The organism is Bradyrhizobium sp. SZCCHNS1050, from assembly GCF_032484785.1.
Taxonomy (GTDB): domain Bacteria; phylum Pseudomonadota; class Alphaproteobacteria; order Rhizobiales; family Xanthobacteraceae; genus Bradyrhizobium.
In genome coordinates this window covers 4,511,778-4,538,315 of the sequence record NZ_JAUETR010000001.1, presented here as the reverse complement: position 1 = coordinate 4,538,315, position 26,538 = coordinate 4,511,778, and the positions used below count along the sequence as shown (strand labels likewise).

20 protein-coding genes are annotated in these 26,538 nt (G+C 67.0%); 12 read left to right on the top strand and 8 right to left on the bottom strand.

What is annotated here, in order from left to right:
- Positions 1 to 275 precede the first annotated feature (275 nt).
- The 4 genes from QX094_RS20465 (at position 276) to QX094_RS20450 (ending at position 4,981) form a co-directional block, all read left to right on the top strand.
- Positions 276 to 1,841, top strand: a complete 1,566-nt coding sequence (locus QX094_RS20465; protein WP_316171709.1) for an ABC transporter ATP-binding protein — start codon at positions 276 to 278, stop codon at positions 1,839 to 1,841.
- Positions 1,825 to 2,916 carry an ABC transporter permease gene (locus tag QX094_RS20460; protein ID WP_315750273.1) on the top strand — a complete coding sequence of 364 codons (1,092 nt, stop codon included), beginning with the start codon at positions 1,825 to 1,827 and terminating at the stop codon, positions 2,914 to 2,916. The genes QX094_RS20465 and QX094_RS20460 overlap by 17 nt, the downstream gene beginning before the upstream one ends.
- A complete protein-coding gene (locus tag QX094_RS20455) occupies positions 2,903 to 3,820 on the top strand; it encodes an ABC transporter permease (RefSeq protein WP_315717789.1) in 918 nt (305 codons plus the stop codon). The genes QX094_RS20460 and QX094_RS20455 overlap by 14 nt, the downstream gene beginning before the upstream one ends.
- A gap of 81 nt (positions 3,821 to 3,901) precedes the next feature.
- The gene (locus QX094_RS20450) at positions 3,902 to 4,981 is read left to right on the top strand and encodes a BMP family ABC transporter substrate-binding protein (protein ID WP_315717790.1); all 1,080 of its coding nucleotides are present in this window, start codon (positions 3,902 to 3,904) and stop codon (positions 4,979 to 4,981) included.
- Between the two features lie 75 nt (positions 4,982 to 5,056).
- On the opposite strand, the gene QX094_RS20445 is transcribed toward QX094_RS20450, so the two are convergent.
- Positions 5,057 to 6,403 carry an 8-oxoguanine deaminase gene (locus QX094_RS20445; protein ID WP_315717791.1) on the bottom strand — a complete coding sequence of 449 codons (1,347 nt, stop codon included), beginning with the start codon at positions 6,401 to 6,403 and terminating at the stop codon, positions 5,057 to 5,059.
- A gap of 140 nt (positions 6,404 to 6,543) precedes the next feature.
- Here QX094_RS20445 and QX094_RS20440 point away from each other — a divergent pair, with 140 nt between their 5' ends.
- Together QX094_RS20440 and QX094_RS20435 are read left to right on the top strand one after the other, a co-directional pair.
- Positions 6,544 to 7,368, top strand: a complete 825-nt coding sequence (locus QX094_RS20440) for an FAD binding domain-containing protein (protein WP_315717792.1) — start codon at positions 6,544 to 6,546, stop codon at positions 7,366 to 7,368.
- Complete coding sequence (locus QX094_RS20435; RefSeq protein ID WP_315717793.1) at positions 7,365 to 10,079, top strand: molybdopterin-dependent oxidoreductase; 2,715 nt, start codon at positions 7,365 to 7,367, stop codon at positions 10,077 to 10,079. Before QX094_RS20440 ends, QX094_RS20435 begins: the two co-directional genes overlap by 4 nt.
- A gap of 23 nt (positions 10,080 to 10,102) precedes the next feature.
- Here QX094_RS20435 and QX094_RS20430 read toward each other — a convergent pair whose 3' ends face one another.
- On the bottom strand, positions 10,103 to 10,405 hold the full coding sequence (locus QX094_RS20430; protein ID WP_315717794.1) for a hypothetical protein: 303 nt from the start codon (positions 10,403 to 10,405) through the stop codon (positions 10,103 to 10,105).
- A gap of 199 nt (positions 10,406 to 10,604) precedes the next feature.
- Between QX094_RS20430 and QX094_RS20425 the strand changes: the two genes are divergently transcribed.
- Both QX094_RS20425 and QX094_RS20420 read left to right on the top strand, forming a co-directional pair.
- The gene (locus tag QX094_RS20425; protein WP_315717795.1) at positions 10,605 to 11,789 is read left to right on the top strand and encodes a urate hydroxylase PuuD; all 1,185 of its coding nucleotides are present in this window, start codon (positions 10,605 to 10,607) and stop codon (positions 11,787 to 11,789) included.
- Between the two features lie 432 nt (positions 11,790 to 12,221).
- The gene (locus QX094_RS20420) at positions 12,222 to 12,521 is read left to right on the top strand and encodes a hypothetical protein (protein ID WP_315717796.1); all 300 of its coding nucleotides are present in this window, start codon (positions 12,222 to 12,224) and stop codon (positions 12,519 to 12,521) included.
- 310 nt (positions 12,522 to 12,831) lie between these two features.
- On the opposite strand, the gene QX094_RS20415 is transcribed toward QX094_RS20420, so the two are convergent.
- Positions 12,832 to 13,470, bottom strand: coding sequence for a TetR/AcrR family transcriptional regulator (locus QX094_RS20415; protein WP_316174820.1), 639 nt, complete (start codon positions 13,468 to 13,470; stop codon positions 12,832 to 12,834).
- A gap of 315 nt (positions 13,471 to 13,785) precedes the next feature.
- Between QX094_RS20415 and QX094_RS20410 the strand changes: the two genes are divergently transcribed.
- The 4 genes from QX094_RS20410 to QX094_RS20395 all read left to right on the top strand — a co-directional run bounded on the left by QX094_RS20410 (position 13,786) and on the right by QX094_RS20395 (position 20,421).
- Entirely contained in the window at positions 13,786 to 14,907 is a 1,122-nt protein-coding gene (locus QX094_RS20410; RefSeq protein WP_316174822.1) for an efflux RND transporter periplasmic adaptor subunit, read from the top strand.
- On the top strand, positions 14,904 to 15,980 hold the full coding sequence (locus tag QX094_RS20405; protein ID WP_315769637.1) for an efflux RND transporter periplasmic adaptor subunit: 1,077 nt from the start codon (positions 14,904 to 14,906) through the stop codon (positions 15,978 to 15,980). Before QX094_RS20410 ends, QX094_RS20405 begins: the two co-directional genes overlap by 4 nt.
- Entirely contained in the window at positions 15,977 to 19,054 is a 3,078-nt protein-coding gene (locus QX094_RS20400; RefSeq protein WP_316174823.1) for an efflux RND transporter permease subunit, read from the top strand. The genes QX094_RS20405 and QX094_RS20400 overlap by 4 nt, the downstream gene beginning before the upstream one ends.
- A gap of 92 nt (positions 19,055 to 19,146) precedes the next feature.
- Complete coding sequence (locus QX094_RS20395; RefSeq protein WP_315717800.1) at positions 19,147 to 20,421, top strand: DUF2130 domain-containing protein; 1,275 nt, start codon at positions 19,147 to 19,149, stop codon at positions 20,419 to 20,421.
- A 113-nt stretch (positions 20,422 to 20,534) separates the two neighbouring features.
- Here QX094_RS20395 and QX094_RS20390 read toward each other — a convergent pair whose 3' ends face one another.
- From QX094_RS20390 to QX094_RS20370, 5 genes are all read right to left on the bottom strand, one after another.
- On the bottom strand, positions 20,535 to 21,428 hold the full coding sequence (locus tag QX094_RS20390) for a DUF3313 domain-containing protein (RefSeq protein WP_409977982.1): 894 nt from the start codon (positions 21,426 to 21,428) through the stop codon (positions 20,535 to 20,537).
- 176 nt (positions 21,429 to 21,604) lie between these two features.
- Positions 21,605 to 23,809, bottom strand: coding sequence for a xanthine dehydrogenase family protein molybdopterin-binding subunit (locus tag QX094_RS20385; RefSeq protein ID WP_316174825.1), 2,205 nt, complete (start codon positions 23,807 to 23,809; stop codon positions 21,605 to 21,607).
- A 4-nt stretch (positions 23,810 to 23,813) separates the two neighbouring features.
- A complete protein-coding gene (locus QX094_RS20380; RefSeq protein WP_316174826.1) occupies positions 23,814 to 24,830 on the bottom strand; it encodes a xanthine dehydrogenase family protein subunit M in 1,017 nt (338 codons plus the stop codon).
- On the bottom strand, positions 24,827 to 25,342 hold the full coding sequence (locus tag QX094_RS20375) for a (2Fe-2S)-binding protein (RefSeq protein WP_315750261.1): 516 nt from the start codon (positions 25,340 to 25,342) through the stop codon (positions 24,827 to 24,829). The genes QX094_RS20380 and QX094_RS20375 overlap by 4 nt, the downstream gene beginning before the upstream one ends.
- Before the next feature lie 153 nt (positions 25,343 to 25,495).
- Positions 25,496 to 26,488 (bottom strand): NUDIX domain-containing protein, encoded by a 993-nt coding sequence (locus tag QX094_RS20370; RefSeq protein ID WP_315750260.1) that lies wholly within the window; start codon positions 26,486 to 26,488, stop codon positions 25,496 to 25,498.
- Between the last annotated feature and the right edge of the window lie 50 nt (positions 26,489 to 26,538).

Sequence of the window (26,538 nt, the reverse complement as noted above, 5' to 3'; positions counted from 1 at the left end):
TGGGATGACGCTGCTCATCCAACGGGCAACGTGCTGCGGGCGGATCGATTTCCGGCCGGTGTCTCAAAACTGCCACAGAACTTTATCGTTCGCTCCGCTCGACCGATTGCGGGACGTGATGCCTGCAACCGCTGGCGCACTGCATTCGCCGAACGCGGCGCGATGGACGCTTGGACAAGAGTTGGGCAGACGATGGCGCTTTTCGCCTCTTACGCGCCGCGGCAAATTAGATCACAATTGAGGCAGCTTCATTCCCCTGCCCCATGACGCAGCAAATGCCTGACCCCGCGCCGGCCGATCCGAACCCTACGCCTCCGCTCCTGCAGACGATCGGATTGACCAAGCGCTATGGCGACTTCGTTGCCAACGACAAGATCGACATCGAGATCCGGCCACGCGAGATTCACGCCTTGCTCGGCGAGAACGGCGCCGGGAAGTCGACGCTGGTGAAGACGATCTACGGACTGGTGCAGCCGAGCGCCGGTGAGCTGCGCTGGCAGGGTGTGCCCATCACGCTGTCCGGTCCCGCGGAAGCGCGATCCCTCGGCATCGGCATGGTATTTCAGCATTTCTCCCTGTTCGACAACCTCACGGTGGCTGAGAACGTGGCGCTCGGGCTCGATGGCAAGGAGCCATTCAAGGCCATGTCGGCGCGGCTCGCGGACGTCGCGCGCGACTACGGACTGCCGCTCGATCCGAAGCGCGAAGTCTGGCAACTGTCGGTGGGCGAGCGGCAGCGCATCGAGATCGTGCGCGCGCTCATGCAGAATCCGAAATTCCTCATCCTGGACGAGCCCACCGCCGTGTTGACGCCGCAGGAGGCCGACCAGTTGTTCGTCGTGCTCGAGCGACTGAAAGCAGAAGGCCGCGCCATCCTCTACATCAGCCACAAGCTCGAAGAGGTGAAGCGGCTGTGCGACACTGCCACCATCCTGCGCGGCGGCAGGAAGGTCGCGACCTGCAATCCGAAGCTGGAGACGGCTGCCTCGCTGGCGCGCATGATGGTGGGGACCGAGATCAAGGACGTGAAGCCGCCGGCCGAGCGGCGCACCACCGTGCCGCGTCTGGTCGTCAATGATCTCACCCTCGCCCCCAGCGAGCTGCATGGCGTGGGCCTCAAGAACATTTCCTTCGAGCTGAAGGGCGGCGAGATCCTCGGCATCGCCGGTGTCGCCGGCAACGGCCAGGACGAGCTGTTTGCTGCGTTGTCCGGCGAACGCCTCGTCAAAGAGCCCGGCGCGATCATCATCGACGGCCTCGCCTGCGGCAATCTCTCGATCACCGAGCGCCGCAAGATGGGCGCGGCGTTCGTGCCGGAGGAGCGGCTTGGGCATGGCACCGCGCCGCGGATGAGGTTGTCCGAGAATGCGCTACTGACCGGGCACGCCGCGGGCGACATGGTCCGGCACGGCTTCATCAACGCCGCAGCGACATTGCGGACGGTCGATCTGACGACCGAGACGTTCGATGTCCGCAAGGCCAAGCGCGATCCGGAAGCGGCGAGCCTGTCCGGCGGCAATCTGCAGAAGTTCGTCGTCGGCCGCGAGATCCTGCGCACGCCGGCGGTGCTGGTCGTCAACCAGCCGACCTGGGGCGTCGACGCAGGTGCCGCCGCGATCATCCGCCAGGCGCTGATCGATCTCGCCAGCGCGGGCGCTGCCGTCCTCGTGACCAGCCAGGACCTCGACGAACTGATCGAGATCGCCGACCGCATCGCGGTGATGTTTCACGGACACTTGTCGGAGGCGCTGCCACGCGCGGAGGCGACGCGGGAAAGGCTCGGCCTGTTGATGGGTGGCGCCAGCCTCGAGAAGGAGGCGGCGCATGCAGCTCGTGCTTGAGAAGCGCGCCGAGCGTTCGCGCACCATCGCGCTGGTTTCGCCGCTGATCGCGATCGGACTGACGCTGGTGACCATGAGCGTGCTGTTCGCCGTGCTCGGCAAGAACCCGATCACCGCGCTCGGCGTCTACTTCATCGCGCCGCTCACCGACGGCTATTCTCTGCAGGAGATCGCGGTGAAGGCCACGCCGCTGGTCATGATCGCGATCGGCTTGTCGCTGTGCTACCTCGCCAACGCCTGGAACATCGGTGCCGAGGGCCAGTTCCTGATCGGGGCCGTTGCCGGCAGCTGGATCGCGGTGAAGACGCAAGGCACCGAAGCGGGACACTGGGTGCTGCCGGCGATGCTGGTCGCAGGCGCCGCAGCCGGCGCGCTCTATGCGCTGATCCCGGCGCTGTGCCGCGTCAAGTTCGGCGCCAGCGAGATCCTCATCAGCCTGATGCTGGTCTATGTCGCCGATCTCCTGCTCGACTATCTCGTTCGCGGCCCCTGGCGCGATCCCGCCGGCTTCAACTTCCCCACCACGGCGGAGTTCGATCCGGTCGCCACCGTGCCGGTGCTGATCGAGGGCGGACGCCTGCATCTCGGCAGCATCATCGCACTGATTGTTGTTGCCGGCGCCTTCGTGCTGCTCGAGCGCACCATCAAGGGGTTCGAGATCCGAGTCGTGGGCGTGGCGCCGCGTGCGGCACGGTTCGGCGGCTTCAATGCGAACCAGCTCATCCTTCTGACGTTCGCCGTGTCGGGCGCATTGGCCGGTCTCGCAGGGATCATCGAGGTGGCGGGACCCATCGGACATCTGCAGCCTGGCATCTCGCCGGGCTATGGCTTCACCGCGATCATCGTGGCCTTCCTCGGACGGCTCAATCCGGTTGGAATATTCATTGCAGGGCTTTTTCTCGCATTGACGTTCATTGGCGGCGAGCAGGCCCAGATCACGATGAAGATTCCGCTCGATGTGACCAAGGTGTTCCAGGGCATCCTGCTGTTCTACGTGCTCGCCTGCGACTCGCTCATCCTCTACCGTTTCAAGCTCGTCTTCGCCGCGCGGCAGGTGCAAAGTGGTGCTGGTTGAAGCAATCATCCTGTCGGTGCTCGCCGCATCGACGCCGCTGCTGCTGGCGGCCACCGGCGAGCTGGTCACCGAGCGCTCGGGCGTCCTCAACCTCGGCGTCGAGGGCATGATGATCGTCGGCGCGGCCTGCGGCTTCGGCGGGGCCTGGCTGTCCGGCTCGATCATCGTCGGCGCGCTGTGCGGCATCGTCGCCGGCATGCTGATGTCGCTGATCTTCGCGTTCATGACCCTCGGCCTCGCCGTGAACCAGGTGGCGACGGGCCTCGCGCTGACCATTCTCGGCACCGGTCTGTCCGGCCTGATCGGCGCGCGCTTTGTCGGCGAACGCATCAGCACCGCGCCGCACCTTTCCATTCCCGGCCTCAGCGACATCCCGCTGGTCGGCCGTATCGCGTTCGGCGAGGATGCGTTCGTCTATCTGTCGCTCGTCTTGATCATCGCCGTCTGGTGGTTCCTGTACCGCACCCGTGCCGGCCTGGTGCTGCGCGCCTGCGGCGACAACCATGTCTCCGCCCACGCGCTCGGCTATCCCGTGCTGCGCATCCGTTTGCTCGCGGTGCTGTTCGGCGGCGGCTGCGCCGGGCTCGCCGGCGCCTATCTGCCGCTGGCTTATACGCCGTTCTTCATCCCCGGCATGACCGCGGGGCGCGGCTGGATCGCGCTGGCGCTGGTCGTGTTCGCATCCTGGCGACCGGGCCGCCTTGTCATCGGCGCCTACCTGTTCGGTGCGGTGACGATCCTGCAGCTGCATGCGCAGGGCGCCGGCGTCGGCATCCCCTCGCAGTTCATGTCGGCGCTGCCGTACCTCGCCACCGTGATCGTTCTGGTGCTGCTGTCGCGCGCCCGCACCGGCGGCTCCACCGCGCCGGCAGCGCTGGGGACGGTGTTCGTGCCGGATCGCTGAACCAATCATCCGGAGCGCCAGCGATGGGGCGCGGTGCTCTGGCGCACGAGGTTTTCCCCGGATTGTTTGGAGGCATGGACGATGATGAAAAGGCTTCTGGGGGCTGCCGCCGCGCTGGTGCTGGCGGGAAGCATTGCCGGCGTGGCGCACGCCGCCGACAAGCTGAAGGTCGGCTTCATCTATCTCGGACCGATCGGCGACCTCGGCTGGACCTATCAGCATGAGCTCGCGCGCCAGGCGCTGGTGAAGGAGCTCGGTGACAAGATCGAGACGACCTATCTGGAGAACGTACCGGAAGGCCCGGACGCCGAGCGCGCCATCGAGCAGTTGGTCCGCGCCGGCAACAAGCTGATCTTCACGACCTCGTTCGGCTACATGGATCCGACCCTGAAGGTCGCCAAGAAGTATCCCAACGTGCATTTCGAGCACGCCACCGGATACAAGCGCGACAAGAACATGTCGACCTATTCGGCGCGCTGGTATCAGGGCCGCTACATCCAGGGCATCATCGCCGGCAAGATGTCGAAGGCCGGCGTGCTCGGCTATATCGGCTCGTTCCCGATCCCGGAGGTCATTTCGGGCATCAACGCCACCATCATCGGCGCGCAGACGGTCAATCCGAACATCAAGGTCAAGATCATCTGGGCCAACACCTGGTTCGACCCGGGCAAGGAAGCCGACGCCGCCAAGGCACTGATCGACCAGGGCGCCGACATCATCATGCAGCACACCGACAGCCCGGCTGCCATGCAGATCGCAGCCGAGCGCGGCAAGCTCGCCTTCGGCCAGGACTCCGAAATGATCAAGTTCGGCCCCAAGGCGCAGCTCACCTCGATCCTCGACACCTGGGGCCCCTACTACATCGCGCGCGTCAAGGCCGAGCTCGACGGCACCTGGAAGTCGGAGGACACCTGGGGCGGCCTCGATTCCAAGATGTTCGAGATGGCGCCCTATACCAACATGCCCGATGACGTGAAGAAGCTGGCCGAGGAGACCCAGGCCGCGATCACCGCCGGCAAGCTGCACCCGTTCAAGTGCCCGGTGCTCGGCCAGGACGGCAAGGAGATCGAGTGCAAGGGCGGCGACCATCTCGCCGACGGCCAGATCCTCGGCATGAACTTCTACGTCAAGGGCGTCGACGACAAGGTGCCGGGCAAGTAGACGCAGCACCCGGCAAGAACTCCCCCCACACGTCGGGGGGAGTTCTCGAGCGGATATTTTCCAACGCTGCGCGCTTCACCCTCCCCGCATGGCCTTGGCGGCCGCGCTGTGCCGATCGATCAGCCCGCCGACGTCCAGCCCCGGAATGGCGCCGTCGATCACGGTCCAGCGGCCGCCGACCATCACGCGGTCGGCGCGGTGCGCGCCGCACAGCACCAGCGCCGCGATCGGATCCCCTGAACCCGAGAAGCGCAGCTCGTCGAGCTTGAACAGCGCGAGGTCGGCGGCCTTGCCGACCGCGATCTCGCCGAGCTCCGGCCGGCCGACGCAGGCGGCCGAGCCCTTCGTCGCCCAGCGCAGCGCATCCTTGTGGCTGATCCGGCCAACGCCGTAGCGCGCCCGCTGCAGCAGGAACGCGGCACGCACCTCCTGCATCAGGTTTGAGCCGTCGTTCGACGCCGAGCCGTCGACGCCGAGGCCGATCCCGACGCCCGCCTCCTCCATCTCGCACACCGGGCAGCAGCCGGATGCGAGCAACTGGTTCGAGCAGGCGCAGTGAGTGATCGCGGTCTTGGCCTTGCCGAGCCGTTTCATCTCCTCGGCATTGAAGAAGATGCCGTGCGCCAGCCAGGTTCGCGGTCCGAGCCAGCCATGCTTCTCCAGATAGTCGAGCGGACGGCAGCCGAACATCGCCTCGCAGAAGCGGTTCTCGTCCTCGGTCTCCGCGAGATGGGTATGCAGCCGCACGTCGAGCTTGTCGGCGAGATCGGCCGTCTTCTGCATCAGCGATCCCGTGACCGAAAACGGCGAGCACGGCGCCAGCGCGATCTGCACCATCGCATCCGGCCCGCGCTCGTGATAGGTCGCGACCACGCGCTCGCTGTCGGCGAGGATCGTATCCTCGTCCTGCACCACACTGTCCGGCGGCAGTCCGCCGTCGCGCTCGGACAGGTTCATCGAGCCGCGGGTCAATAGCACTCGAATGCCCAGCCGCTTCGCAGCCGCCACCTCGATGCCGACCGCGTCCTCGAGGCCGGCCGGAAACACGTAGTGATGATCGGTCGTCGTCGTGCAGCCGGACAGCATCAGCTCGGCCATCGCAACCGTGACCGCCGCATCCAGTGCCTCCGGCGTCAGCTTTGCCCAGATCGGATAGAGCGCCTTCAGCCAGGGGAACAGCTCGCGGTCCATCGCAGCCGGCAGCGCGCGCGTCAGCGTCTGGTAGAAGTGATGATGGGTGTTGATCAGCCCGGGGATCACGACATGCCCGCTGGCATCATAGATCGCCGCATCAGCGGTGGCCGGCTCGGCCCCGGCAGGCACCAGCTCGGCGATGCGGCCGTCCTTGACGACGACACCGCGCGCAGCACCCTCGGCGAGAATGGCGAGCGGGTCCTTGATCCAGATCGGCGTCGTGCTCATGGCTGTCTCGTCTCGGTGATTGGGCGTTTGCATGTGCCGGTAACTTGCAAGCGGAAGGCCGGCGTCATCCTATTGCCAGTTGGCGCTGGTCTTGCAAGGATTCCACCCGCGATAGGCTGCGCCCACGAGCTGGCTTCACCATGGATCTGAACACCATCACGGCGGTCGTGCGCCCGAGGACGCGGGCCGAGCTGCCCAGCTGGCAGGCAGGCGATGCCTGGCTGGCCGGCGGCACGTGGCTTTTCTCGGAACCGCAGCCGCGCCTGTCGCGGCTGATCGATCTCCACGATCTCGCCTGGCCGTCTCTCAGCATCAGCGATCAGGGCCTGTGCATCGCCGCGACCTGCAGCGTCGCCGATCTGGACGCGCTGCCCTGCCCGGCCGAGTGGATCGCGGCGCCGCTGATCGATCGATGCTGCCGCGCGTTCCTCGCTTCGTTCAAGATCTGGAAGACGGCGACCGTGGGCGGCAATCTCTGCATGTCGCTGCCAGCCGGGCCGATGATCTCGCTGCTCGCCGCGCTCGAGGGCGTCTGCACGATCTGGAAGAACGACGGCAGCGAGCAGCGCATCCAGGTCACCGACTTCGTCACCGGAAACAACAGCAACGTGCTCGCGCCTGGAGATCTGCTGCGCCAGATCGACGTTCCGCTGGCCGCGCTGAAGCGCCGCACTGCCTTCCGCCAGATCGCCCTCACCCCGGTCGGACGCTCCGGCGCGCTGCTGATCGGCACCTCGGGCCGCAGCGGCGACCTGCTGCTCACGGTAACCGGATCGACTATCAAGCCGCAGCAGCTGCGCTTTGCCACGATGCCCGACCCAACCGAATTGCGCGCCGGCATTCTCGGCAGCATCCCAGACGCGTCGTATCATGATGATGTTCATGGCAGGCCCGCCTGGCGCAAGGCGATGACTCTGCGCCTCGCCGAGGAGATCCGCGCCGAGCTCGCGGGCTTCAGGCCATGAGCGTGATCGTCGATGGCAAGGAGGTCGATGCTGCCCCGCGCCCCGGGCAATGCCTGCGGACCTTTCTGCGCGACACCGGCCATTTCGGCGTCAAGAAGGGCTGCGACGCCGGCGATTGCGGTGCCTGCACTGTGCTGCTCGACGGCGAACCGGTGCACAGCTGCCTGATCCCTGCCTTTCGTGCCGATGGCAAGGCGGTCACGACTGTCGAAGGCCTCGCGACCGATGACGGCCTGCATCCGATGCAGCAGGCCTTCCTCGATGCGCAGGCGTTCCAATGCGGCTTCTGCACCGCCGGCATGATCGTCACCTGCGCCTCGTTGAACCAGGCGCAGAAGAAGGATCTCGGCGCGGCGCTGAAGGGCAATCTGTGCCGCTGCACCGGCTATCGCGCCATCGAGGACGCGCTGCTCGGCCACGTTCATGTCGAGCAGGTCACAGCCGGCGAAGCCTTCGGACGCAGCCTGCCCGCCCCCGCCGGCCCCGACGTCGTACGCGGCCGGGCGCGCTATACCTTCGACACGACGGTCGAAGGCCTGCTGCACGTCAAGCTCGCGCGCTCGCCGCACGCGCATGCGCGCATCGTCGGCATCGACAAGAGGTCTGCGCTGGCCGTGCCCGGCGTGCATGCGGTGCTGACGCACGAGGATGCGCCGGCGGCTCTGTTCTCCACCGCGCGCCATGAGCAGGCGTGGATGGATCCGGCCGACACCCGCGTGCTCGACGATGTCGTGCGCTTCATCGGCCAGAAGGTCGCGGCCGTCGTCGCCGAGACCGAGGCAGCGGCCGAAGAGGCCTGTCGGTGTCTCGTCGTCGACTACGAGATCCTGCCTGCCGTGGTCGATCCCGCTGACGCGATCGAGCCCGGCGCGCCGGTCATTCACGCCGGCCGTGGCAGCGCGCATCGCATCGCGGACGTCGCCCGCAACATCGTCGCCGAGACCCATGGCGAGTTCGGCGACGTCGCCGCCGCGCTCGCGTCCGCCGCCGCGACCTATGAAGGCACCTTCACCACCCAGCGCGTGCAGCATGCGGCGCTGGAAACGCACGGCGGTCTCGCTTGGCTCGACGAGAAGGGCGTGCTCACCGTCCGTTCCAGCACGCAGGTGCCGTTCCTGACGAAACGGGCGCTGTGCGAGATCTTCGACCTCGCGCCCGATAATGTCCGCGTGTTCTGCGAGCGCGTCGGCGGCGGCTTCGGCGGCAAGCAGGAGATGTTCGTCGAGGACATCCTCGCGCTCGCCGCGCTGAAGACAAAGCGCCCCGTGAAGCTCGAATTCACCAGAGAGGAGCAGTTCATCGCGACCTCGACGCGGCATCCGATGCGCGTCACGGTCAAGGCCGGCGCCGACAAGGATGGCAAGCTGACCGCGCTGCAGCTCGATGTTCTTTCCAACACCGGCGCCTACGGCAATCATGCCGGGCCCGTGCTGTTCCATGCCTGCGCCGAGTCGATCTCGGTCTACAATTGTCCCAACAAGAAGGTCGACGGCCTCGCCGTCTACACCAACACGGTGCCGGCCGGCGCCTATCGGGGCTACGGCCTGCCGCAAACCACCTTCGCGGTCGAAGCCGCGATCGACGAGCTCGCGCGGCAGCTCGGCATCGACGCTTTCGAGATGCGACGCCGCAACATCGTCAGGCTGGGCGATGCCATGCTGGCGCCGCCGGCATCGGAGCCCAGCGACGTGCTGTACGGCTCCTACGGGCTCGACCAGTGCCTTGATCTGGTCGAGCGCGCGATGGCCGAGGCCACGCCGACGCCGGAGCTGGCGGCCGAGTGGCTGAAGGGCGATGGCATCGCGCTGACGATGATCGACACCGTGCCGCCCGATGGCCATATCGCCGATGCCACCGTCAGCCTGCGCGACGACGGCGGCTTCGTGCTCACCGTCGGCACCGCCGAATTCGGCAACGGCACCAGCACCGTCCATCGCCAGATCGCCGCGACCGTGCTCGGCACCACCGTCGATCGCATCACGCTGAAGCAGTCCGACACGGCGCATGGCGGCCACGACACCGGCGCCTATGGCTCGACAGGCACCTTCGTCGCGGGACGCGCGACCCAGGCTGCGGCCGAGGCGCTGGCCGAGACGATCAAGCGGTTCGCTGCCGACAGGTGGAACGTCGCTCCCGGCGCCTGCGTGATCGCCGATGATGCAATCACCTGCGGCGCACACCGTCTCGCTTTCGCCGAGCTCGCGAACGCCAGCGGATCGCCGCTCACCGCGAGCGGCAGTTCGCAGGGCACGCCGCGCTCGGTCGCGTTCAACGTCCAGGGCTTTCGCGTCGCTGTGAACAAGGGGACCGGCGAGATCAGGATCCTCAAGAGCGTGCAGGCCGCGGATGCCGGCCGGGTCGCCAATCCGATGCAGTGCCGGGGCCAGGTCGAGGGCGGCGTGGCCCAAGCGCTCGGTGCCGCGCTGTACGAGGAGATCGTGATCGACGACATGGGCCGCGTGATCAATCCGCGCTTCCGCGACTATCACCTGCCGTCCTATGCCGACGTGCCGCGCACCGAGGTGCTGTTTGCCGACACCCACGACACGATCGGCCCATTGGGGGCGAAGTCGATGAGCGAGAGCCCCTATAATCCGGTCGCCGCCGCGCTCGGCAACGCGCTGCGCGCTGCGACCGGCATCCGCTTCGCGGTCGTGCCATTCAAGCCGGACCGGCTGCTTCCGCAGTTGCAGGAGAAATTCGGCGAATGAGCCGGTCTGGGGAAACGGCTGCGCTATGGCTTGGGTCGGCGATCGTACGACCAACCGAACACGCCGCTCCGCCGGGTCTCGGGCTCCGGTTCCGCAGCCGGCTCCGACGGCTGGGCGGCCGCCTGTGGCGGGGCGGCGGGAGCGACCGGCTTGGGGATGCTCTCGCATTTCATCGCATAGACCAGCTTGCCGTCCTCGGTTCGTCCGATCGGCGCGCAGGCATCGGCGCGCTTGGCCGTGCTCTGCTTGGGTGCGGTCTGCGCCGCCGCCAGAGGCACACTAGCGAACTGTCCCAGCACCAGCATGATCAGAACCAGTCTCGTCATTCCGCCCGTCCCGCTTGTCAGACCGCCACATTGAACGCAATCGCGCCACCGGAGTCCACCGCATCACGCGCGCATGACAGCTAATCTGTTGTGCACTGACTGCCACAGCGACGCGCTGGAAATCAGATGCGATCGATGCCACAGATGAGACGCAGGCACTCGGCTCTGGACTTGCCCTGTCGAAGGAGATGAGCGCACGATGTGGGCTTCGATCATATCGGAATGGCTGAGCCTGATCTTCCGCTGGCTGCACGTGATCGCCGCCGTCGCCTGGATCGGCAGCTCGTTCTACTTCATTGCGCTCGACCTCGGCCTGAGGCCGCGCGAGGGCCTGCCGACCGGCGTGATGGGCGAGGCCTGGCAGGTGCATGGCGGCGGCTTCTACCACATCGTCAAATATCTGGTGGCCCCGGCGCAGATGCCGAGCGAGCTGACCTGGTTCAAATGGGAGGCCTACACCACCTGGCTGTCCGGCTTCGTGCTGATGATCGTGGTGTACTATCTCAACGCCGACCTGTTCCTGGTGGACAAGTCGATCCTCGATCTCACGCCCCTTCAGGCCGGCCTGTTCAGCTTCGGCTCGCTGGCGCTGGCGTGGCTGCTCTACGAGGCCGCCTGCCGCAGCGGCCTTGCCCGGCACGAACTGCCATTCGCGATCGGCGGCTACATCTTCCTCGTCGCGCTCACCTACGCCTTCACCCACGTGCTGAGCGGCCGCGGCGCCTTCAACCAGATCGGCGCCATCATCGGCACCATCATGGTAGCCAACGTGTTCGCGGTGATCATCCCCAACCAGAAGAAGATCGTCGCCGCGCTGCTCGCCGGCGAGGCGCCGGATCCCAAGCTTGGCAAGGCCGGCAAGGAGCGCTCGGTCCACAACAACTATCTGACCCTGCCGGTGGTGGTGCTGATGATCAGCAATCACTATCCGCTCTTGTTCGGCACCCGCTACAATTGGGTGATCGTCGCCATCGTGCTCGCGCTCGGACCCGTCATCCGGCATTTCTTCAACGAGCGTCACAAGGGCAACCCGTCGCCATGGTGGGTGTGGGGCGTGGCCGCCGCCGGCATGATCGGCATCCTGCTGCTGTCCGCGGCCGGCCCACGCGACGCCAAGGTCGCCGCAACGGCACAGCCGAGTTTCGCGCAGGTCGAGGAGATCGTGACCTCCCGCTGCAGCATGTGCCATGCCGCCGAGCCGGTGTGGGACGGCATCGTCAGCGCGCCCCGGGGCGTGCGGCTCGACACCGCCGAGCACATCCAGCGCAATGCGCGGCTGATCGCGCGCAACGCCGCCTGGTCCAACGCGATGCCGCCCGGCAACATCACCGAGATCACCGGCGAGGAGCGCGCCGTGCTTGCGGCGTGGGCCAGCGCGCAGTAGCAGCACGTCTGCCGATCGTCTTGCTGGCCATCTCAAACAGCCGGTCTCGTCGGGTACTGATGCGCAGAAACGCATTTGATCCGTTACTCGGAGAGATGACGCGGCTTCGCGTTGCCGCGACGCGATGCGCCCGGATCGTGCGATATCTCGGCCCTCATCGTAACGAGAGGGCGCAGGGAAGACCGGACCCCGGCGACGATGGATGCTCGCTTCGGTTCCCCACGACGAATGCGAGAAGCCGGCACAAGGACAACCGGATCTTCGCAACGCGGAGTTGAACTGCGACGCGTGCGACGACGATTGAGCTGGAGCACATCCGATTGTCGTCATGACCTTGCGGCAAAATTTACCACCCATTGGGACGCGGCTTGGCGGCAGAAAACATGGCGTTAGAGTGGCGCCCACAATCAGCTACCAGCGAAACGCCCCATCATGTCGATCTCCGTCAAAGGCCGGCTGGCCATTGTCGCGCTCATCGCGCTTGCCTGCTTCGCAAGCTCGGTGCTGAAGCTCTATCTGGGGCTGCTGTGCATCTCGCTGCTCTTGAGCTTTGCCGTGGTCGGCGTCGTGGCCCGGCTGGTCGAAGGGATCGCCATCAGGCGCGACCGGAGCAGCGAGCGGCGTCTGGCACGTCGTCGCGATCGCTCCGCTCTCATCGACGAGCCGCAGCCGGTGTCGATGACGACGATGGATCATGTCGACACGCCGTCGCCGGCGGGCCCCGTGCGATGAGCGGGATGCGTACGTCCGCGCCGGCCTCGTCGTTCCGCCTGATCGTCAGCATCGTCGCCAGCGCCGAACGACGTCTACGGTCATCGATCCACCGTCTCGCGATCGCGCGCTGAAGGACTGCGATTATCGCACATCGGAGAATGGCAAATGGCGCTACGAGCTCGATCGTTGGAACGTCGACGACCAGATCGTCCTTCCGGCCCAGCCGATCGCGGACACGGCGACGCCGCGCACAGTGGCGATGCATCGGAAGAGCAGCGCGTGGCCGTTCAAATAGCTGCCCTGATCGCATCGATACGCCGCCTGTACCTCATGCCTTCGTCCGCTTCCGCTTCGCCTCGAGAGCGTTCAGATAGGTAGCCATCATCTCCGGCAACGCGGCGACCACGATGTCGCGACTGCGCGGATCCTGCTCGCGCGTGAACAGCAGGGTGCCGAGCACGACGGCATCGAGCGTAGTGGCCGCCTGTTTGCCCAGTTCGTCGCCAAGCCTGGCGCGCATGACGCGGTCGATGACGGCCCTGAACTCGGCATGCACGGTCTGGTCGTGCAGATCGAGCGTCGCCAGCGCATCGGGATTGCGGACGAAGTAGCGGATCGCCCAGCCGATCAGTTGCTCGATGACCTCGGCGGGCGCCAACGCTGCCCATTCCGCATCGCTCCGCTGCAGCACGCGATCGAATGCCGGCTGCAGCTCGGCATCGTGACGTTCGGCGAGCGCATCCAGCATCTGATCCTTGTCACGGAAGAAATGATAGACCGAGCCAATCGAGGCGCCGGCGCGCTGGGCCGCGGCATGCATGCTGACGGCACCAATCCCGGACTCGGCGATGATGGCGGCTGCGGCGTCGAGCAGCTGCTCGCGCCGCTCACGGCCCCGCGCCTGGCGCGGCGCACGTGATGTCGTGCGCGCGGGGTCATTCAGGTCAGTCGCAGCTTTGCGTCGCACGTTCGCGTCATGCCTTGGCTCACCGCGGCGGCAGCGATGGCCGATGTCCCAACGGGAGCGCCCGGCAACCCGCACAGGGGGAATTCGAAACCGCCACGAGAATGTTACTAGACGAATTATTCTAGATTTGATTGTCTAATTCACGCACTGTCAAGAGGATGGTGTTCAACTTTCGCGTGAACCTTGCCTGCAACGGCGGGCGGCTGCGCGGGTTCTGCGCGCTGCTGACGACCAACAGGCGCTTTCCGGTCCTTGCGTGCTTGCGCGGCAGGACGGGAATGATCGCCACCACCCAACCGGGCCGAAGATACGACCATGTCTCCATTCACAGGATTCCCCTTCCTTCGGGCGCCGGGCTCACGCCTGCTGACCGCGGCCGGCTGTGCTGCCGTCGGCCTGCTGCTGGCCGGCTGCGAGCAGAAAACGGCCGCAACCGCACCGCCGTCCCGGCTGGTGCGAACCGAGGTGGTCAAGCTGTCGGAGCGCCGGCAATCGATCACGCTGACCGGCGACGTCCAGGCGCGCGTGCTCGCCGACCTGTCGTTCAGGGTCAGCGGCCGCGTCACGGAGCGGCTCGTCGAGGTCGGCGCGCACGTCAAGGCCGGACAGTTGCTCGCCAGGATCGATCCGGCCGAGCAGCAGGCCGACCTGGATTCCGCCGAGGCCGCCGTGACCGCCGCGGAGTCGCAGGTGAAGGTCGCGACCTCCAACTTCAATCGGCAGCAGACGCTGCTCTCCAGCGGCTTCACGACGCGCGCGACCTTCGACCAGGCCCAGGAGACGCTGCGGACGGCGGAAGGCTCGCTGGAATCCGCCAAGGCCCAGCGCGACACCGCCAAGGACGCGCTGACCTTCACCGAGTTGCGCGCCGACGCCGACGGCACGATCACCGCGCGCAATATCGAGGTCGGCCAAGTGGCGCAGGCGGCGCAGTCCGTGTTCACGCTCGCGCGTGACGGCGATCGCGATGCCGTGGTCGACGTCTACGAGGCGGCGCTGTCGTTGAAGTTCGACGGCACCAAGGCCGCGATTGCGCTGCTCTCGGATCCCTCAGTGACGGCCAAGGGTCAAGTGCGCGAAGTCTCGCCGACCATCGATCCCAAATCCGGGACCGTCCGTGTCAAGATGGCAATCGAAAATCCGCCGCCCGAGATGATCCTCGGCAGCGCTGTCAGCGTCACCGGCTTCATCAAGCCGGAGCAACGCATTGTGCTGCCCTGGAGCGCGCTCACCGCGGCCGGCAAGACGCCGGCGGTGTGGCTGGTCGATGCCGCCGACAAGACCGTGTCGCTGAAGCCGATCACGATCGAGGACTACGAGACCGGCGCGATCGTGGTGTCGGCCGGGCTGCAACCGGGTGACCGCGTCGTGACCGATGGCGGCAAGCTGCTCAGCGTCGGCCAACAGATCGCATTCAACGAGGAGAAGCGGTCGTGATGACGCCCATGCGTTGTGTTCTTCCGCTCGGCGCGCTCGCTCTGCTCGCCGGCTGCAACGAAAAGGCCGCCGCTCCCGAGCCGGTCCGGCCGGTGCTGTCGATGAAGATCGAGCCGCAGGCGGCCAACGGCTCGGCCGTCACCGGCACGATCGAGCCGCGCTACAAGGCCGATCTCAGTTTCCGCGTGCTCGGACGGCTGATCGCCCGGCCCGTCTATGTCGGCGACATGGTCAAGCAGGACCAGGTCGTCGCGGCGATCGATCCGGCCGCGCTCGAGCTCGCCGTGCGTGCCTCGGCCGCCGAGGTCTCGCGCAGCCAGGCGCAACTGACCAATGCGACCGGCACCGAGGGCCGGCAGCGCACCCTGCTGGAAACCGACGCCACCACCAAGGCGACCTTGGAGAGCGCCGAGCAGTCGCGCGCGGCCGCCCAGGCCTCCGTCGTCAAGGCGCAGTCCAATCTCGCCAAGGCGCGTGAGCAGCTCGGCTACGCCCAGCTCAAGGCGGATTTCGCCGGCATCGTCACCGCGGTCGGCGCGGAGGTCGGCCAGGTCGTCTCGCCGGGACAGAGCGTCGTCACGGTGGCGCGGCCCGACATCCGCGAGGCCGTGATCGATGTCGGCGACGACATTGCCGGGGCCTTGCAGGCCGGCACGCCGTTCACCGTGCGGCTACAGGTGGATCCCAGCGTCAGCGCCGCCGGCAAGGTGCGCGAGATCGCGCCGCGCGCCGACGCCACCACGCGCACGCGCCGCATCCGCATCACGCTCGACAATCCGCCCGAGATCATGCGGCTCGGCACCACGGTGACCGCCTCGCTCGATATCGAGCAGAAGACCGTCATCCGGCTGCCGCGCTCGGCTGTGCTCGAGCAGAACGACAAGAGCTTCGTCTGGCTGGTCGACGCTACCAGCAAGACGGTGAAGCGACAGGAAATCACGATCGCCCGCAACGAGGACGGCAGCGTCCGCGTCACCGGCGGCCTCGAAGCCGGGCAGCGCGTCGTCACCGCCGGCGTGCACAGTCTCAAGGATGGCCAGTCCGTCCGCATCGATCAGGAATCTCAGCCGTGAAGTCCTTCAACCTCTCCGACTGGGCGCTCGAGCACCGCTCGCTCGTCTGGTATTTCATGATCGCTTTCATGGCTGCGGGCCTCTTCTCCTACGTGCATCTCGGCCGCGAGGAGGATCCGTCCTTCACGATCAAGACGATGCTGATCCAGGCCAAATGGCCCGGCGCCTCCGCCGAGGAGATGACGCGCCAGGTCACCGACCGCATCGAGAAGAAGCTGGAGGAGCTGCCGGCGCTCGACTACACCAAGAGCCTGACGGTGCCCGGCCAGACCACCGTGTTCGTCAATCTGCGCGACACCACCAAGGCACGCGACGTCGTCCCGACCTGGCTGCAGGTGCGCAACCTGATCAACGACATCAGGGGCGACTTCCCGTCCGGCGTCGTCGGGCCGGGATTCAACGACCGCTTCGGTGACGTGTTCGGCAACATCTACGCCTTCACCAGCGACGGCCTCAGCCAGCGCCAGCTGCGCGACCGCGTCGAGGAGGTTCGCGCCAAGGTGCTGACCGTGCCCAATGTCGGCCGCGTCGACATCGTCGGCGCGCAGAACGAGGTGATCTATCTCGAATTCTCGCCGCGCAAGGTGGCCGCGCTCGGCATCGACCAGCGCACCATCCTGACGGCGCTCCAGGCGCAGAATGCGGTGTCGCCGTCCGGCGTGCTGCAGGCCGGCCCCGAGCGCGTCGCCGTACGCGTCTCCGGCCAGTTCACCTCCGAGGAGAGCCTCAAGGCGATCAACCTGCGCATCAACGACCGCTTCTTCCCGCTCACCGACGTCGCCACCATCACCCGCGGCTATGAGGACCCGCCGACGTCGCTGTTCCGCTTCAACGGCCAGCCGGCGATCGGGCTTGCCATCGGCATGAAGGCCGGCGCCAATCTGCTCGATTTCGGCGAGGCGCTGAAGGAGGAGATGACCAAGGTCATCGCCGACCTGCCGGTCGGCGTCGGCGTGCATCTCGTCTCGGACCAGCCCAAGATCGTCGAGGAAGCCGTCGGCGGCTTCACCAAGGCGCTCTATGAGGCCGTGATCATCGTGCTCGCGATCAGCTTCGTCAGCCTCGGCGTCCGCGCCGGCCTCGTGGTCGCGATCTCGATCCCGCTGGTGCTCGCCATCACCTTCCTGTTCATGGCCTACACCGGCATCTCGCTGCAGCGCATCTCGCTGGGCGCGCTGATCATCGCGCTCGGCCTCTTGGTCGACGACGCCATGATCGCGGTCGAGATGATGGTGGCGCGGCTCGAGGTCGGCGACTCCTTGCGCAAGGCCGCAACCTACGTCTACACCTCCACCGCCTTCCCGATGCTGACGGGAACGCTGGTGACGGTCGCGGGCTTCATTCCGATTGGCCTCAACAACAGCGCCGCCGGCGAGTTCACCTTCACGCTGTTCGTCGTGATCGCGGTGTCGCTGGTCGTGTCCTGGATCGTCGCCGTGCTGTTCGCGCCGCTGCTCGGCGTCACCATCCTGCCCGCGACCTTGCCGAGTCACCATGCCGAGGGCGGCCGGCTGACGCGGATCTTCCGCGCCATGCTCAATGCCTGCATGCGGAACCGCTGGACCACGATCGTCGCCACGGTCCTGATCTTCGGGCTGTCGGTGTTCGGCATGCGCTTCGTGCAGCAGCAGTTCTTCCCCTCCTCCGACCGTACCGAGTTGGTGATCGACTTCAACCTGCCGCAGAACTCCTCGATCGCCGAGACCAACGCGCAGATGGCGCAGTTCGAGCAGGAGGCGCTGAAGGGCAATCCCGACATCGACCATTGGTCGACCTATGTCGGCTCCGGCGCCCAGCGCTTCGTGCTGTCGTTCGACGTGCAGCCGGCCGACGTGTCGTTCGGCCAGATCATCATCGTCACCAGGAGCCTCGAGGCGCGCGACCGCGCCCGCGCCAAACTGCAGGCCTATCTGACCAAGACGTTCCCCGGCACCGACGCCTATGTGCATCTGCTCGACATCGGCCCGCCGGTCGGCCGCCCGGTGCAGTATCGCGTCAGCGGGCCCGATGTCGCCAAGGTGCGCGAGATCGCGCAGGAATTGGCCGGCGTCCTGCGCGGCAACAGCCATCTCGGGGCGGTCATCTTCGACTGGATGGAGCCGGCGCGCGTCGTGAAGGTCGACGTGCTGCAGGACAAGGCGCGCCAGCTCGGCGTCACCTCGGAGGACATCGCGAATGCGCTGAACAGCGTGCTCGACGGCACCTCGATCACCCAGGTGCGCGACGACATCTATCTGATCGACGTACGCGGCCGCGCCCAGGCCAAGGAACGGCAGTCGCTGGAGACCTTGCGCGACCTGCAGCTCTCCGGATCCAACGGCCAGTCGATCCCGCTCGCGGCGCTCGCGACCCTGCGCTACCAGATCGAGCAGCCGGAGATCTGGCGCCGCTCGCGCCAGCCGACGCTGACCTTGAAGGCCAGCGTGATCGATCAGGTGCAGCCGAACACGGTGGTCGATCAGCTCAAGCCGGCGATCACGGCCTTCGACGCCAAGCTTCCGGCCGGCTACAAGGTCGTCACCGGCGGCAGCGTCGAGGAGAGCGCCAAGAGCCAGGCGCCGATCATCGCGGTCGTCCCGATCATGCTGTTCACCATGGCCACCATCCTGATGCTGCAACTGCAGAGCTTCCAGCGGCTGTTCCTGGTGTTCGCGGTGGCCCCGCTGGCCTTGATCGGCGTCGTCGCAGCACTGCTGCCGAGCGGCGCGCCGCTGGGCTTCGTCGCCATCCTCGGCGTGCTCGCGCTGATCGGCATCCTGATCAGAAACTCGGTGATCCTGATCGTGCAGATCGAGCATCTGCGCGAAGAAGGACGGCCGCCGTGGGAGGCCGTGATGGAGGCGACCGAGCACCGCATGCGGCCGATCATGCTGACGGCGGCCGCGGCCTCGCTGGCGCTGATCCCGATCGCGCGCGAAGTGTTCTGGGGTCCGATGGCCTATGCGATGATGGGCGGCATCATCGTCGGCACGGTGCTGACCTTGCTGTTCCTGCCGGCGCTCTACGTCGCCTGGTTCCGCATCAAGGCGCCGGACACGACGGCGACGTCCGAGGCCACGCCGCACGGGGCGTGAATCGCGGATAATTGCGTGGGATAAGCCGTTCGCGTGGGTTAAACGCCACGCGGCGGCCGGTTAGATTCGGCTTTCATGGAAGGAAGCGAATCATGACCGATCCTCAGATCGTCTGCCCCTCCTGCCGCACCGAGATCAAGCTGACCGAGCAGCTCGCAGCGCCCCTGATCGCGGAGACGCGCCGGCAGTTCGAGAGGCAGCTCCAGGCGAAAGAAGCCGATTTCGGCCGCCGCGAGGCGCAGCTCAAGGCCGCGCAGGAGCAGATCGCACAGGCCAAGGCTGCGATCGACCAGCAGGTCGCCACCAAGCTGAAGGCCGAACGCGCTGCGATCGCGCAGGCCGAGGCCGAGAAGGCACGACAGGCGGTGGCCGACGAGATGGGCAACCGCGATCGCCAGCTCGCCGAGCTGCACGAGGCCATCGTCAGCAAGGACGCCAAGCTGGCGGATGCGCAGAAGGCGCAGGCGGAGATGATGCGCAAGCAGCGTGAGCTCGACGAGGCCCGCCGCGAGCTCGATCTCACCATCGAGACCAAGGTGCAGGAAAATCTCGTCGCGGTGCGCGACAAGGCGCGGCTCGAGGCGGAGGAGTCTCTGAAGGCCAAGGTCGCCGAGAAGGAGACCCAGATCGCAGGCATGCAGCGCCAGATCGAGGAGCTTCGCCGCAAGGCCGAGCAGGGCTCGCAGCAGCTGCAGGGCGAGGCACTGGAGATCGAGCTGGAGTCACAACTGCGCGCGCGCTTTCCCCGCGACCTGGTCGAGCCGGTTCCGAAGGGCGAGTTCGGCGGCGACGTGATCCATCGCGTGGTCGGCCCCGGTGGCCAGGCCTGCGGCGCGATTCTGTGGGAATCCAAGCGCACCAAGAACTGGAGCGATGGCTGGCTGGTGAAGCTGCGCGACGACCTGCGCGCCGCCAAGGCCGACATCGCGCTGATCGTCTCGAGCGCGCTGCCCAAGGGGGTCGACGGCTTCGACCTGATCGACGGCGTCTGGGTCGCCGAGCCGCGCTTCGCGCTGCCACTGTCGCTGGCACTGCGGCAGTCGCTGATCGACGTCGCCTGCAGTAAGCTCGCGCAGGAGGGCCAGCAGACCAAGATGGAGATGGTCTACGCCTATCTCACGGGGCCCCGCTTCCGCCACCGCATCGACGCCATCGTCGAGCGCTTCACCGAGATGCAGTCGGATCTCGACCGCGAGCGCAAGACCATGATGCGGCTGTGGGCCAAGCGCGAGGAGCAACTGCGCAGCGTGCTGGATTCGACGGCGGGCCTGTATGGCGACCTGCAGGGCATCGCCGGCCGCGCGATGCAGGAGATCGAGAGCCTCGACGTGCTGCTGATCGAGGGCAAGAGCGAGGCGGCGGAGTAGCGCACACCGGCCGCCGCCCCGATCCGAGGTGTGCCAGCACCAGCTGCGCGCTTATGCTTTCCGACGCGGCCGCGTCTCGCATTCCCACGGCGGCATGCGGATGCAGATGACCGCTACTGCTTCGCGATCTGCGTGCTCGCCTGTGCGTCCCTTGGCACAGCGCCCTTGTCGACCCATTCCGGCGGTGCGCCCAGACGGTTGGCGACCATGCCGATGACCCCGGGATCCCTGCCGAACGCCTCGCACGCCGCGTTCTTCGGCTTGCCGCCGAGCGCCGCGCCGATCCGTTCGATCGACGGCAGCTTCGGCACCTTTCCGAACGGGGTCTCGCCGGTCACCAGCATCTGGCCGAAATCGGCGCTGAACGAACCTGCCAAATCATAGGCATCGCCGGCCTGCGACAGCACCGGCGAGTTGGTGAACGAATTGGCGCCGCGCGCCCATACCATTGCGGCCTGCTGCCGGCCCTTGCGGTCGAGTGCCTCAGCCTCGATCGTGAGACTGCCGAGCCCGATCGGCAGCCGCGGCACCGGAACGGGAACGCCGAGCGCGCCCGGCACGGCCGACACGACCTTCGACGCACCGGCGGCGACCGGATCGGTCGGCGTCGCCTGGGTGATGAAGGTGCGCGTCGTCAGATCGGCCCTCTGATTGGGCGCCACGACCGTGAAGCGTTCGCTCAGGTTGAGACACAGCGCGCGGTCGACGGCATTGGCGACGAGCTGCCGCTGCTGGTCCGTCAGCACCGCGCCGGCCTGGCCCGAGAAGGATGTCGGCATGATACGCACGGTCTGGGCCGCGAGCACATTGTCCTTGTCGACGTTGAGCTGCGACTTGGCGAGCAGGCCGTTCGATTCCGCCAGCGACTGATAGGATGCGAGCGCGCCGCTCTGCGTCATCTGCGCCGTGGCGCAGCCCGACAGGCCGAGCGCCGCGCACAGCATCATCAGGCGGATGGTGGCGGGGGTACAGGATCTCACGAAAGCCGCGACGTCGATCTCGACCATGCTTCTCCCGCCTCACGCCCACGATGATCGCCCTCTCGCGGGCGGCGCATCCTTCTCCGAGATTTCGGACGGCGTGGGGCGGAAGAATGGAGAGATGTTTCGAAACGGCACCAACAAGGGAGACGGTGTGGCGAGCGCGGCTCGCTCCGGCGCCATTATGGCCGAGAGAAGACGGTTCACCCCACCAGCTTGTCCAGCGTGATCGGCAAATCCCGTATGCGCCTTCCGGTGGCGTGATAGACCGCGTTGGCGATCGCCGCGGCGACGCCGACGATGCCGATCTCGCCGACGCCCTTGATGCCCATCTTGTTGATGATGCGATCCTCCTCGTCGACGAAGATCACCTTGATATCGTGAACGTCGGCATTCACCGGCATGTGATATTCGGCGATGTTGGCGTTCATGATGCGCCCGAACCGCTGGTCGATCTGGGCTTCTTCGTGCAACGCCATGCCGATGCCCATGACGACCCCGCCCATGATCTGGCTCGAAGCCGTCTTGGTGTTGAGGATGCGCCCGGCGGCGACGGCATTGACGATGCGCGTCACTCTGATGACGCCGAGCTCCTCGTCGACCTTCACTTCGGCGAAAACCGCCGAGTGGGCGTTGTGGGCGTGCTTGTCGTCGTCCTCGAAATCCGAGCCGCGCTCCTTCTCGATGCGGTCCTTGCCACCGTGACGCATCACGTCCGACATCGCCAACGACCGGCTGCGATCGGAGATGGCGACGATGGCGCCATCGGCGAGCGTCACTTCGTCGGCGGTGAGCCCCTGCAACGGCGAGCCCGGGATGGTGTGCGCGATCTTCAACAGCTCCGCCCGGATATCATCGGCGGCGTTGACGATCGCATGCGAGATCGAGGCTGCGGTCCACGAACCTCCCTCTACCGGCGCCTTGGGCAGCGTGGAGTCGCCCAGCTTCACATTGATGCTGTCGAGCGGCACGCCGAGCATGTCGGCGGCGACCTGCGCCATGATCGTGTAGGTGCCGGTGCCGATATCGGAGGTCGCGCTCGCCACCTCGACATGTCCATTCGCCGTCATCATGATCCGCGTCGCGAACGGCATCTGCAGTGCCTCCCAGGCGCCGCTCGCCATGCCCCAGCCAACGAGTTCTCGGCCATCACGCATCGACCGCGGCTCGGGATTGCGCTTCGACCAGCCGAACGCCTCGGCGCCCTGCTGATAGCACTCCTTCAGCCGCTTGCTGGAGAACGGCAGATCCTTGTCCTGATCCCGATCGGAATAGCAGCGCAGGCGCAATTCGAGAGGATCCATCTTCAGCGCGACGGCGAGCTCGTCCATCGCGCATTCCAGCCCGTAGATGCCACTGGCGGCGCCGGGCGCGCGCATGTCGCCGGGCGTCGGCACGTCGAGCTTGGCGAGGCGGTGCGTCGCGCGCGAAGTGGCGGAGGTGTAGAGCACATCGCCCCAGCCGATGTCGTTGCGCGAGAACGCCTCGTGCTGCGAGGTCATCGCAACGGCCTCGTGCGTCAGCGCCGCCAGCGTACCGTCCTCACGGGCGCCGAGCGCCAGCCGCTCGATCGTCGCAGGGCGATAGCACAGGCCATACATCTGGGCGCGGCTGAGCACGACGCGCACCGCGCGCTTCAGCTTCAGCGCGGCCATGGCGGCGAGCACCACCTGGTATTGCGGCCGCAGCCCGGAGCCGAACGCGCCGCCGACGAACGGCGACATCACCTGGACGTCGTCCTCCTTCAGCTGGAACACGCTGCAGACGTAGCGCTGCACATTCTGCACGCCCTGGGTCTTGTCGTAGACCACGAGCTTGCCGCCCTCGCGCCAGAGCACCGTCGACGCGTAGAGCTCCATCGGGTTGTGATATTCGATCGGGACGCCATAGTCGGCATCGTGACGCACGGCTGCGCCGGCAAGCGCCTTTGTCGCGTCGCCGCGCGGCTTGAGCGGCTTGTCGACCTTGAAAGCCTGCTCGCGCCGCGCATGCAGGTCGGTCGCGAAGCTCTCGGCCAGATACTCTACCGCGACCAGCGTCGCCGCGAAACGCGCAGTGTCCTCGTCCTCGGCGACGACCAGCGCCACCGGCTGGTAGTTGAAATGCACCCGGTCGTCATAGAGCGGACGATAGGGCGAGCCGTCCTCCGGCGCGACCTCGTCGCGATAGGCGTCATCCTTGTCCGCCATCCTGACCCGGTTGGCGTGGGTCAGCACGTCGAGGACGCCGTCGACAGCCAGGGCGCGGCTGGTATCGATGCGCACGATCCGCCCCTTCGAAATGGTGGAATTGACCACGACGCCGAAGGCGAGATCTGGCGCGGTGAACTCGGCGGCATATTTGGCGACACCGGTGACCTTGGCGCGGCCGTCGATGCGGGAGGTGGCTGTGCCGATGCGAGCTGTCATGACATCACCGGATGGTCTTGATGGCTTGAATCTGGGGCGTTGCGTTCGCGGCCTGGGTCAGGGTGCGCACGATGGCGCGGCGCGCCAGCGGGATCTTGAAGGCGTTGTGCGTGGCGGCTTTCGCATCGCTCAGCAGGATCTTCGCAGCGCGGCCGAACGCCTGGGGATCCGGCGCCTGCCCGCGCAGCGCGGCTTCGGCGGCCTCATTGCGCCACGGCTTGTGGGCGACGCCGCCGAGCGCCAGGCGCGCCTCGCCGATGCGGCCGCCGTCGAGCTCGAGCGCAGCGGCGACCGAGACCAGCGCGAATGCGTAGGACAGGCGATCGCGGATCTTCAGATAGTTGTGATTCGCGGCGAAGCCCTGCGGGGGCAGCTCGATCGCGGTGATGATCTCGTCGACGCGCAGCGTGTTGTCGAGATCCGGCCGGTCGCCGGGCAGCCGATGGAAGTCCGCAAGGGCGATGACGCGCTCGCCCGAGGAGCCCGCGACCAGCACCTTGGCGTCGAGCGCGGCGAGCGCCACGCACATGTCGGAGGGGTGGGTCGCGATGCAATCGGCGCTGGCGCCGAGGATGGCATGGCCGCGGTTGAGACCGTCGACCGCCGAGCAGCCGGCGCCGGGCGTGCGCTTGTTGCAGGGCGTGGCGACGTCGTAGAAGTAGGCGCAGCGCGTCCGCTGCAGCAGATTGCCGCCGGTCGAGGCCATGTTGCGCAGCTGCGCCGAGGCGCCGGCGAGGATCGCGCTCGCCAGCAGCGGATAGCGGCTCTCGATGAGGGGGTGATAGGCGAGCGTGTTGTTCGGGACCAGCGCGCCGATCCTGACGCCGCCGGCGCTCGTCTCCTCCACATTCGTCAGCGGCAGGTGGCTGATGTCGATCAGCTGACGCGGCTGCTCGACGTGATACTTCATCAGGTCGATCAGGTTGGTGCCGCCGGCGATGAACTTGGCCTCCGGCGTCGCCGCCTTCAGCCTGACGGCCTCGGCGACATCGCTGGCGCGCGCGTAGTCGAAATTGTTCATCGGCTGCCTCCCATCGCCTGCTCGATGGCGCCGACGATGTTCGGATAGGCGCCGCAACGACAGATGTTGCCGCTCATCAGCTCGCGGATCTCGTCCTTCGTCTTCGCCCTGCCCTCGGCGATCAGGCCGGCGGCCGAGCAGATCTGGCCCGGCGTGCAATAGCCGCATTGGAAGGCATCGTGATCGATGAAGGCCTGCTGCAGCGGGTGCAGCTCATCACCCTTGGCGAGTCCCTCGATGGTCGTGATCTCGGCGCCGTCTTTCATGACCGCGAGCGTCAGGCAGGAGAGCACGCGGCGGCCGTCGATCAGCACGGTGCAAGCGCCGCATTGGCCGTGATCGCAGCCCTTCTTGGTGCCGGTGAGGTCGAGATGATTGCGCAGGAGATCGAGCAGCGTGGTCCAGGGTGCCACCGACAGCGTGTGCGACTGGCCATTGATCTGAAGCGTGACGGACAGAGGGGCAGGCTTTGCGGTGGACGCGGCGCTCTGGCGCGGTGGCGACGGGCTCATGCGGGGTCTCCGTTGACGGACCCGCATCAACCCGCGATGGCGCGAATGGTTCTTGGCAATCTTCGAGCAGCGGACAGCAGGAATTGCTCAGCCGGCACGCGCAGAATGTGCACGGCAGAACCGCTTGCCGATCAATCGTTTCGTCAACCAGACTCAGGCGGCGCGGCCGAGCCACGCCCGCATCTTCTGGGCCAGGCTGCGGCGTGGCGCACCATCCAGCGCCTCCGCATCCGCGGCGGCCACGTCTTCGCGCGGCGCGGCGGCTTCTGCGCCGGCATTCGGCACGTCCGACGGCCTGTCCTTACTCGGGCTGCTTTCGGCATCCGGCGCGGCCTTGCTCGGCACGAGCGACTTGATCGCTGCGGCCACGGCCTCGATACGCTCGAGGTCCGCCGGCTCACGCGCGCTTGCAGCGGGTTCGGCCGCCATCGGGACCGGGTGGGCCTCCGCCGGCACTGCTGCCGGATCCGAAGCAGTCGGTTCGGATTGACCGAGGTCGGGCGCCGCAGCCGCAAGCACGGCTTCGGCGGGCTGCTCGCCCGGCACTGCGATCGCGAAGTCGGCGATCTCCGGAGCCGGCGCTGGGGCGGGCTCCACGACCCGGCTGCGGCGCTTCCTGGCGGTTGCAGGCTTTGCCGCGACCGCCGCCGTCTCCGCTGCGACCTTCTCGACCGGCTTCTTGTCAGCGGCGGTCTTCGCCACCACCTCGGGCGCGGACTTCGCCTTGGTCTTGCGGATCAGGCCTGCGAGCGCGTACGGCCCGACGGTCTCCAGGAACGTCTTCTCATGATCGCGCGACAGCCGCCCCACCGCCGCATCGAGCGGCAGCCAGTCGACGGCGCGGACATCGTCCATCAGCGGCTGCGACGGCTCGTCGGCCGCTTCCATGCGCCAGTAGTGCACGACCTTGGCACGCGTGCCGGTATCGTAGACCAGGGTGCCGAGGAATTCATGCACGGTGACCTTGTGGCCGGTCTCCTCCAGCACCTCGCGCCTGGCGGCGTCGCGCGGCGTCTCGCCGTCGTCGAGCTTGCCCTTCGGCAGCACCCATTCGTCGCGCTTGCGCAGGCGCACGACCGCGATGCGCGGCGGCTGTTCCCGCCGCAGCACGATGCCCCCTGCCGCCATGATCGGCGCTCTCGCCATCGCCTCTCCCGAGCCGCAACGACCGCAACTCCCGCGGTCTGATTCGTCAG

Coding starts and splice junctions, on each gene's coding strand:
- QX094_RS20420 (WP_315717796.1), top strand. CDS start 12,222: ATGTCGATCTCCGTCAAAGGCCGGCTGGCCATTGTCGCGCTCATCGCG.
- QX094_RS20435 (WP_315717793.1), top strand. CDS start 7,365: ATGAGCGTGATCGTCGATGGCAAGGAGGTCGATGCTGCCCCGCGCCCC.
- QX094_RS20390 (WP_409977982.1), bottom strand. CDS start 21,428: ATGGTCGAGATCGACGTCGCGGCTTTCGTGAGATCCTGTACCCCCGCC.
- QX094_RS20395 (WP_315717800.1), top strand. CDS start 19,147: ATGACCGATCCTCAGATCGTCTGCCCCTCCTGCCGCACCGAGATCAAG.
- QX094_RS20370 (WP_315750260.1), bottom strand. CDS start 26,488: ATGGCGAGAGCGCCGATCATGGCGGCAGGGGGCATCGTGCTGCGGCGG.
- QX094_RS20375 (WP_315750261.1), bottom strand. CDS start 25,342: ATGAGCCCGTCGCCACCGCGCCAGAGCGCCGCGTCCACCGCAAAGCCT.
- QX094_RS20380 (WP_316174826.1), bottom strand. CDS start 24,830: ATGAACAATTTCGACTACGCGCGCGCCAGCGATGTCGCCGAGGCCGTC.
- QX094_RS20445 (WP_315717791.1), bottom strand. CDS start 6,403: ATGAGCACGACGCCGATCTGGATCAAGGACCCGCTCGCCATTCTCGCC.
- QX094_RS20410 (WP_316174822.1), top strand. CDS start 13,786: ATGTCTCCATTCACAGGATTCCCCTTCCTTCGGGCGCCGGGCTCACGC.
- QX094_RS20440 (WP_315717792.1), top strand. CDS start 6,544: ATGGATCTGAACACCATCACGGCGGTCGTGCGCCCGAGGACGCGGGCC.
- QX094_RS20385 (WP_316174825.1), bottom strand. CDS start 23,809: ATGACAGCTCGCATCGGCACAGCCACCTCCCGCATCGACGGCCGCGCC.
- QX094_RS20460 (WP_315750273.1), top strand. CDS start 1,825: ATGCAGCTCGTGCTTGAGAAGCGCGCCGAGCGTTCGCGCACCATCGCG.
- QX094_RS20450 (WP_315717790.1), top strand. CDS start 3,902: ATGATGAAAAGGCTTCTGGGGGCTGCCGCCGCGCTGGTGCTGGCGGGA.
- QX094_RS20425 (WP_315717795.1), top strand. CDS start 10,605: ATGTGGGCTTCGATCATATCGGAATGGCTGAGCCTGATCTTCCGCTGG.
- QX094_RS20465 (WP_316171709.1), top strand. CDS start 276: ATGCCTGACCCCGCGCCGGCCGATCCGAACCCTACGCCTCCGCTCCTG.
- QX094_RS20430 (WP_315717794.1), bottom strand. CDS start 10,405: ATGACGAGACTGGTTCTGATCATGCTGGTGCTGGGACAGTTCGCTAGT.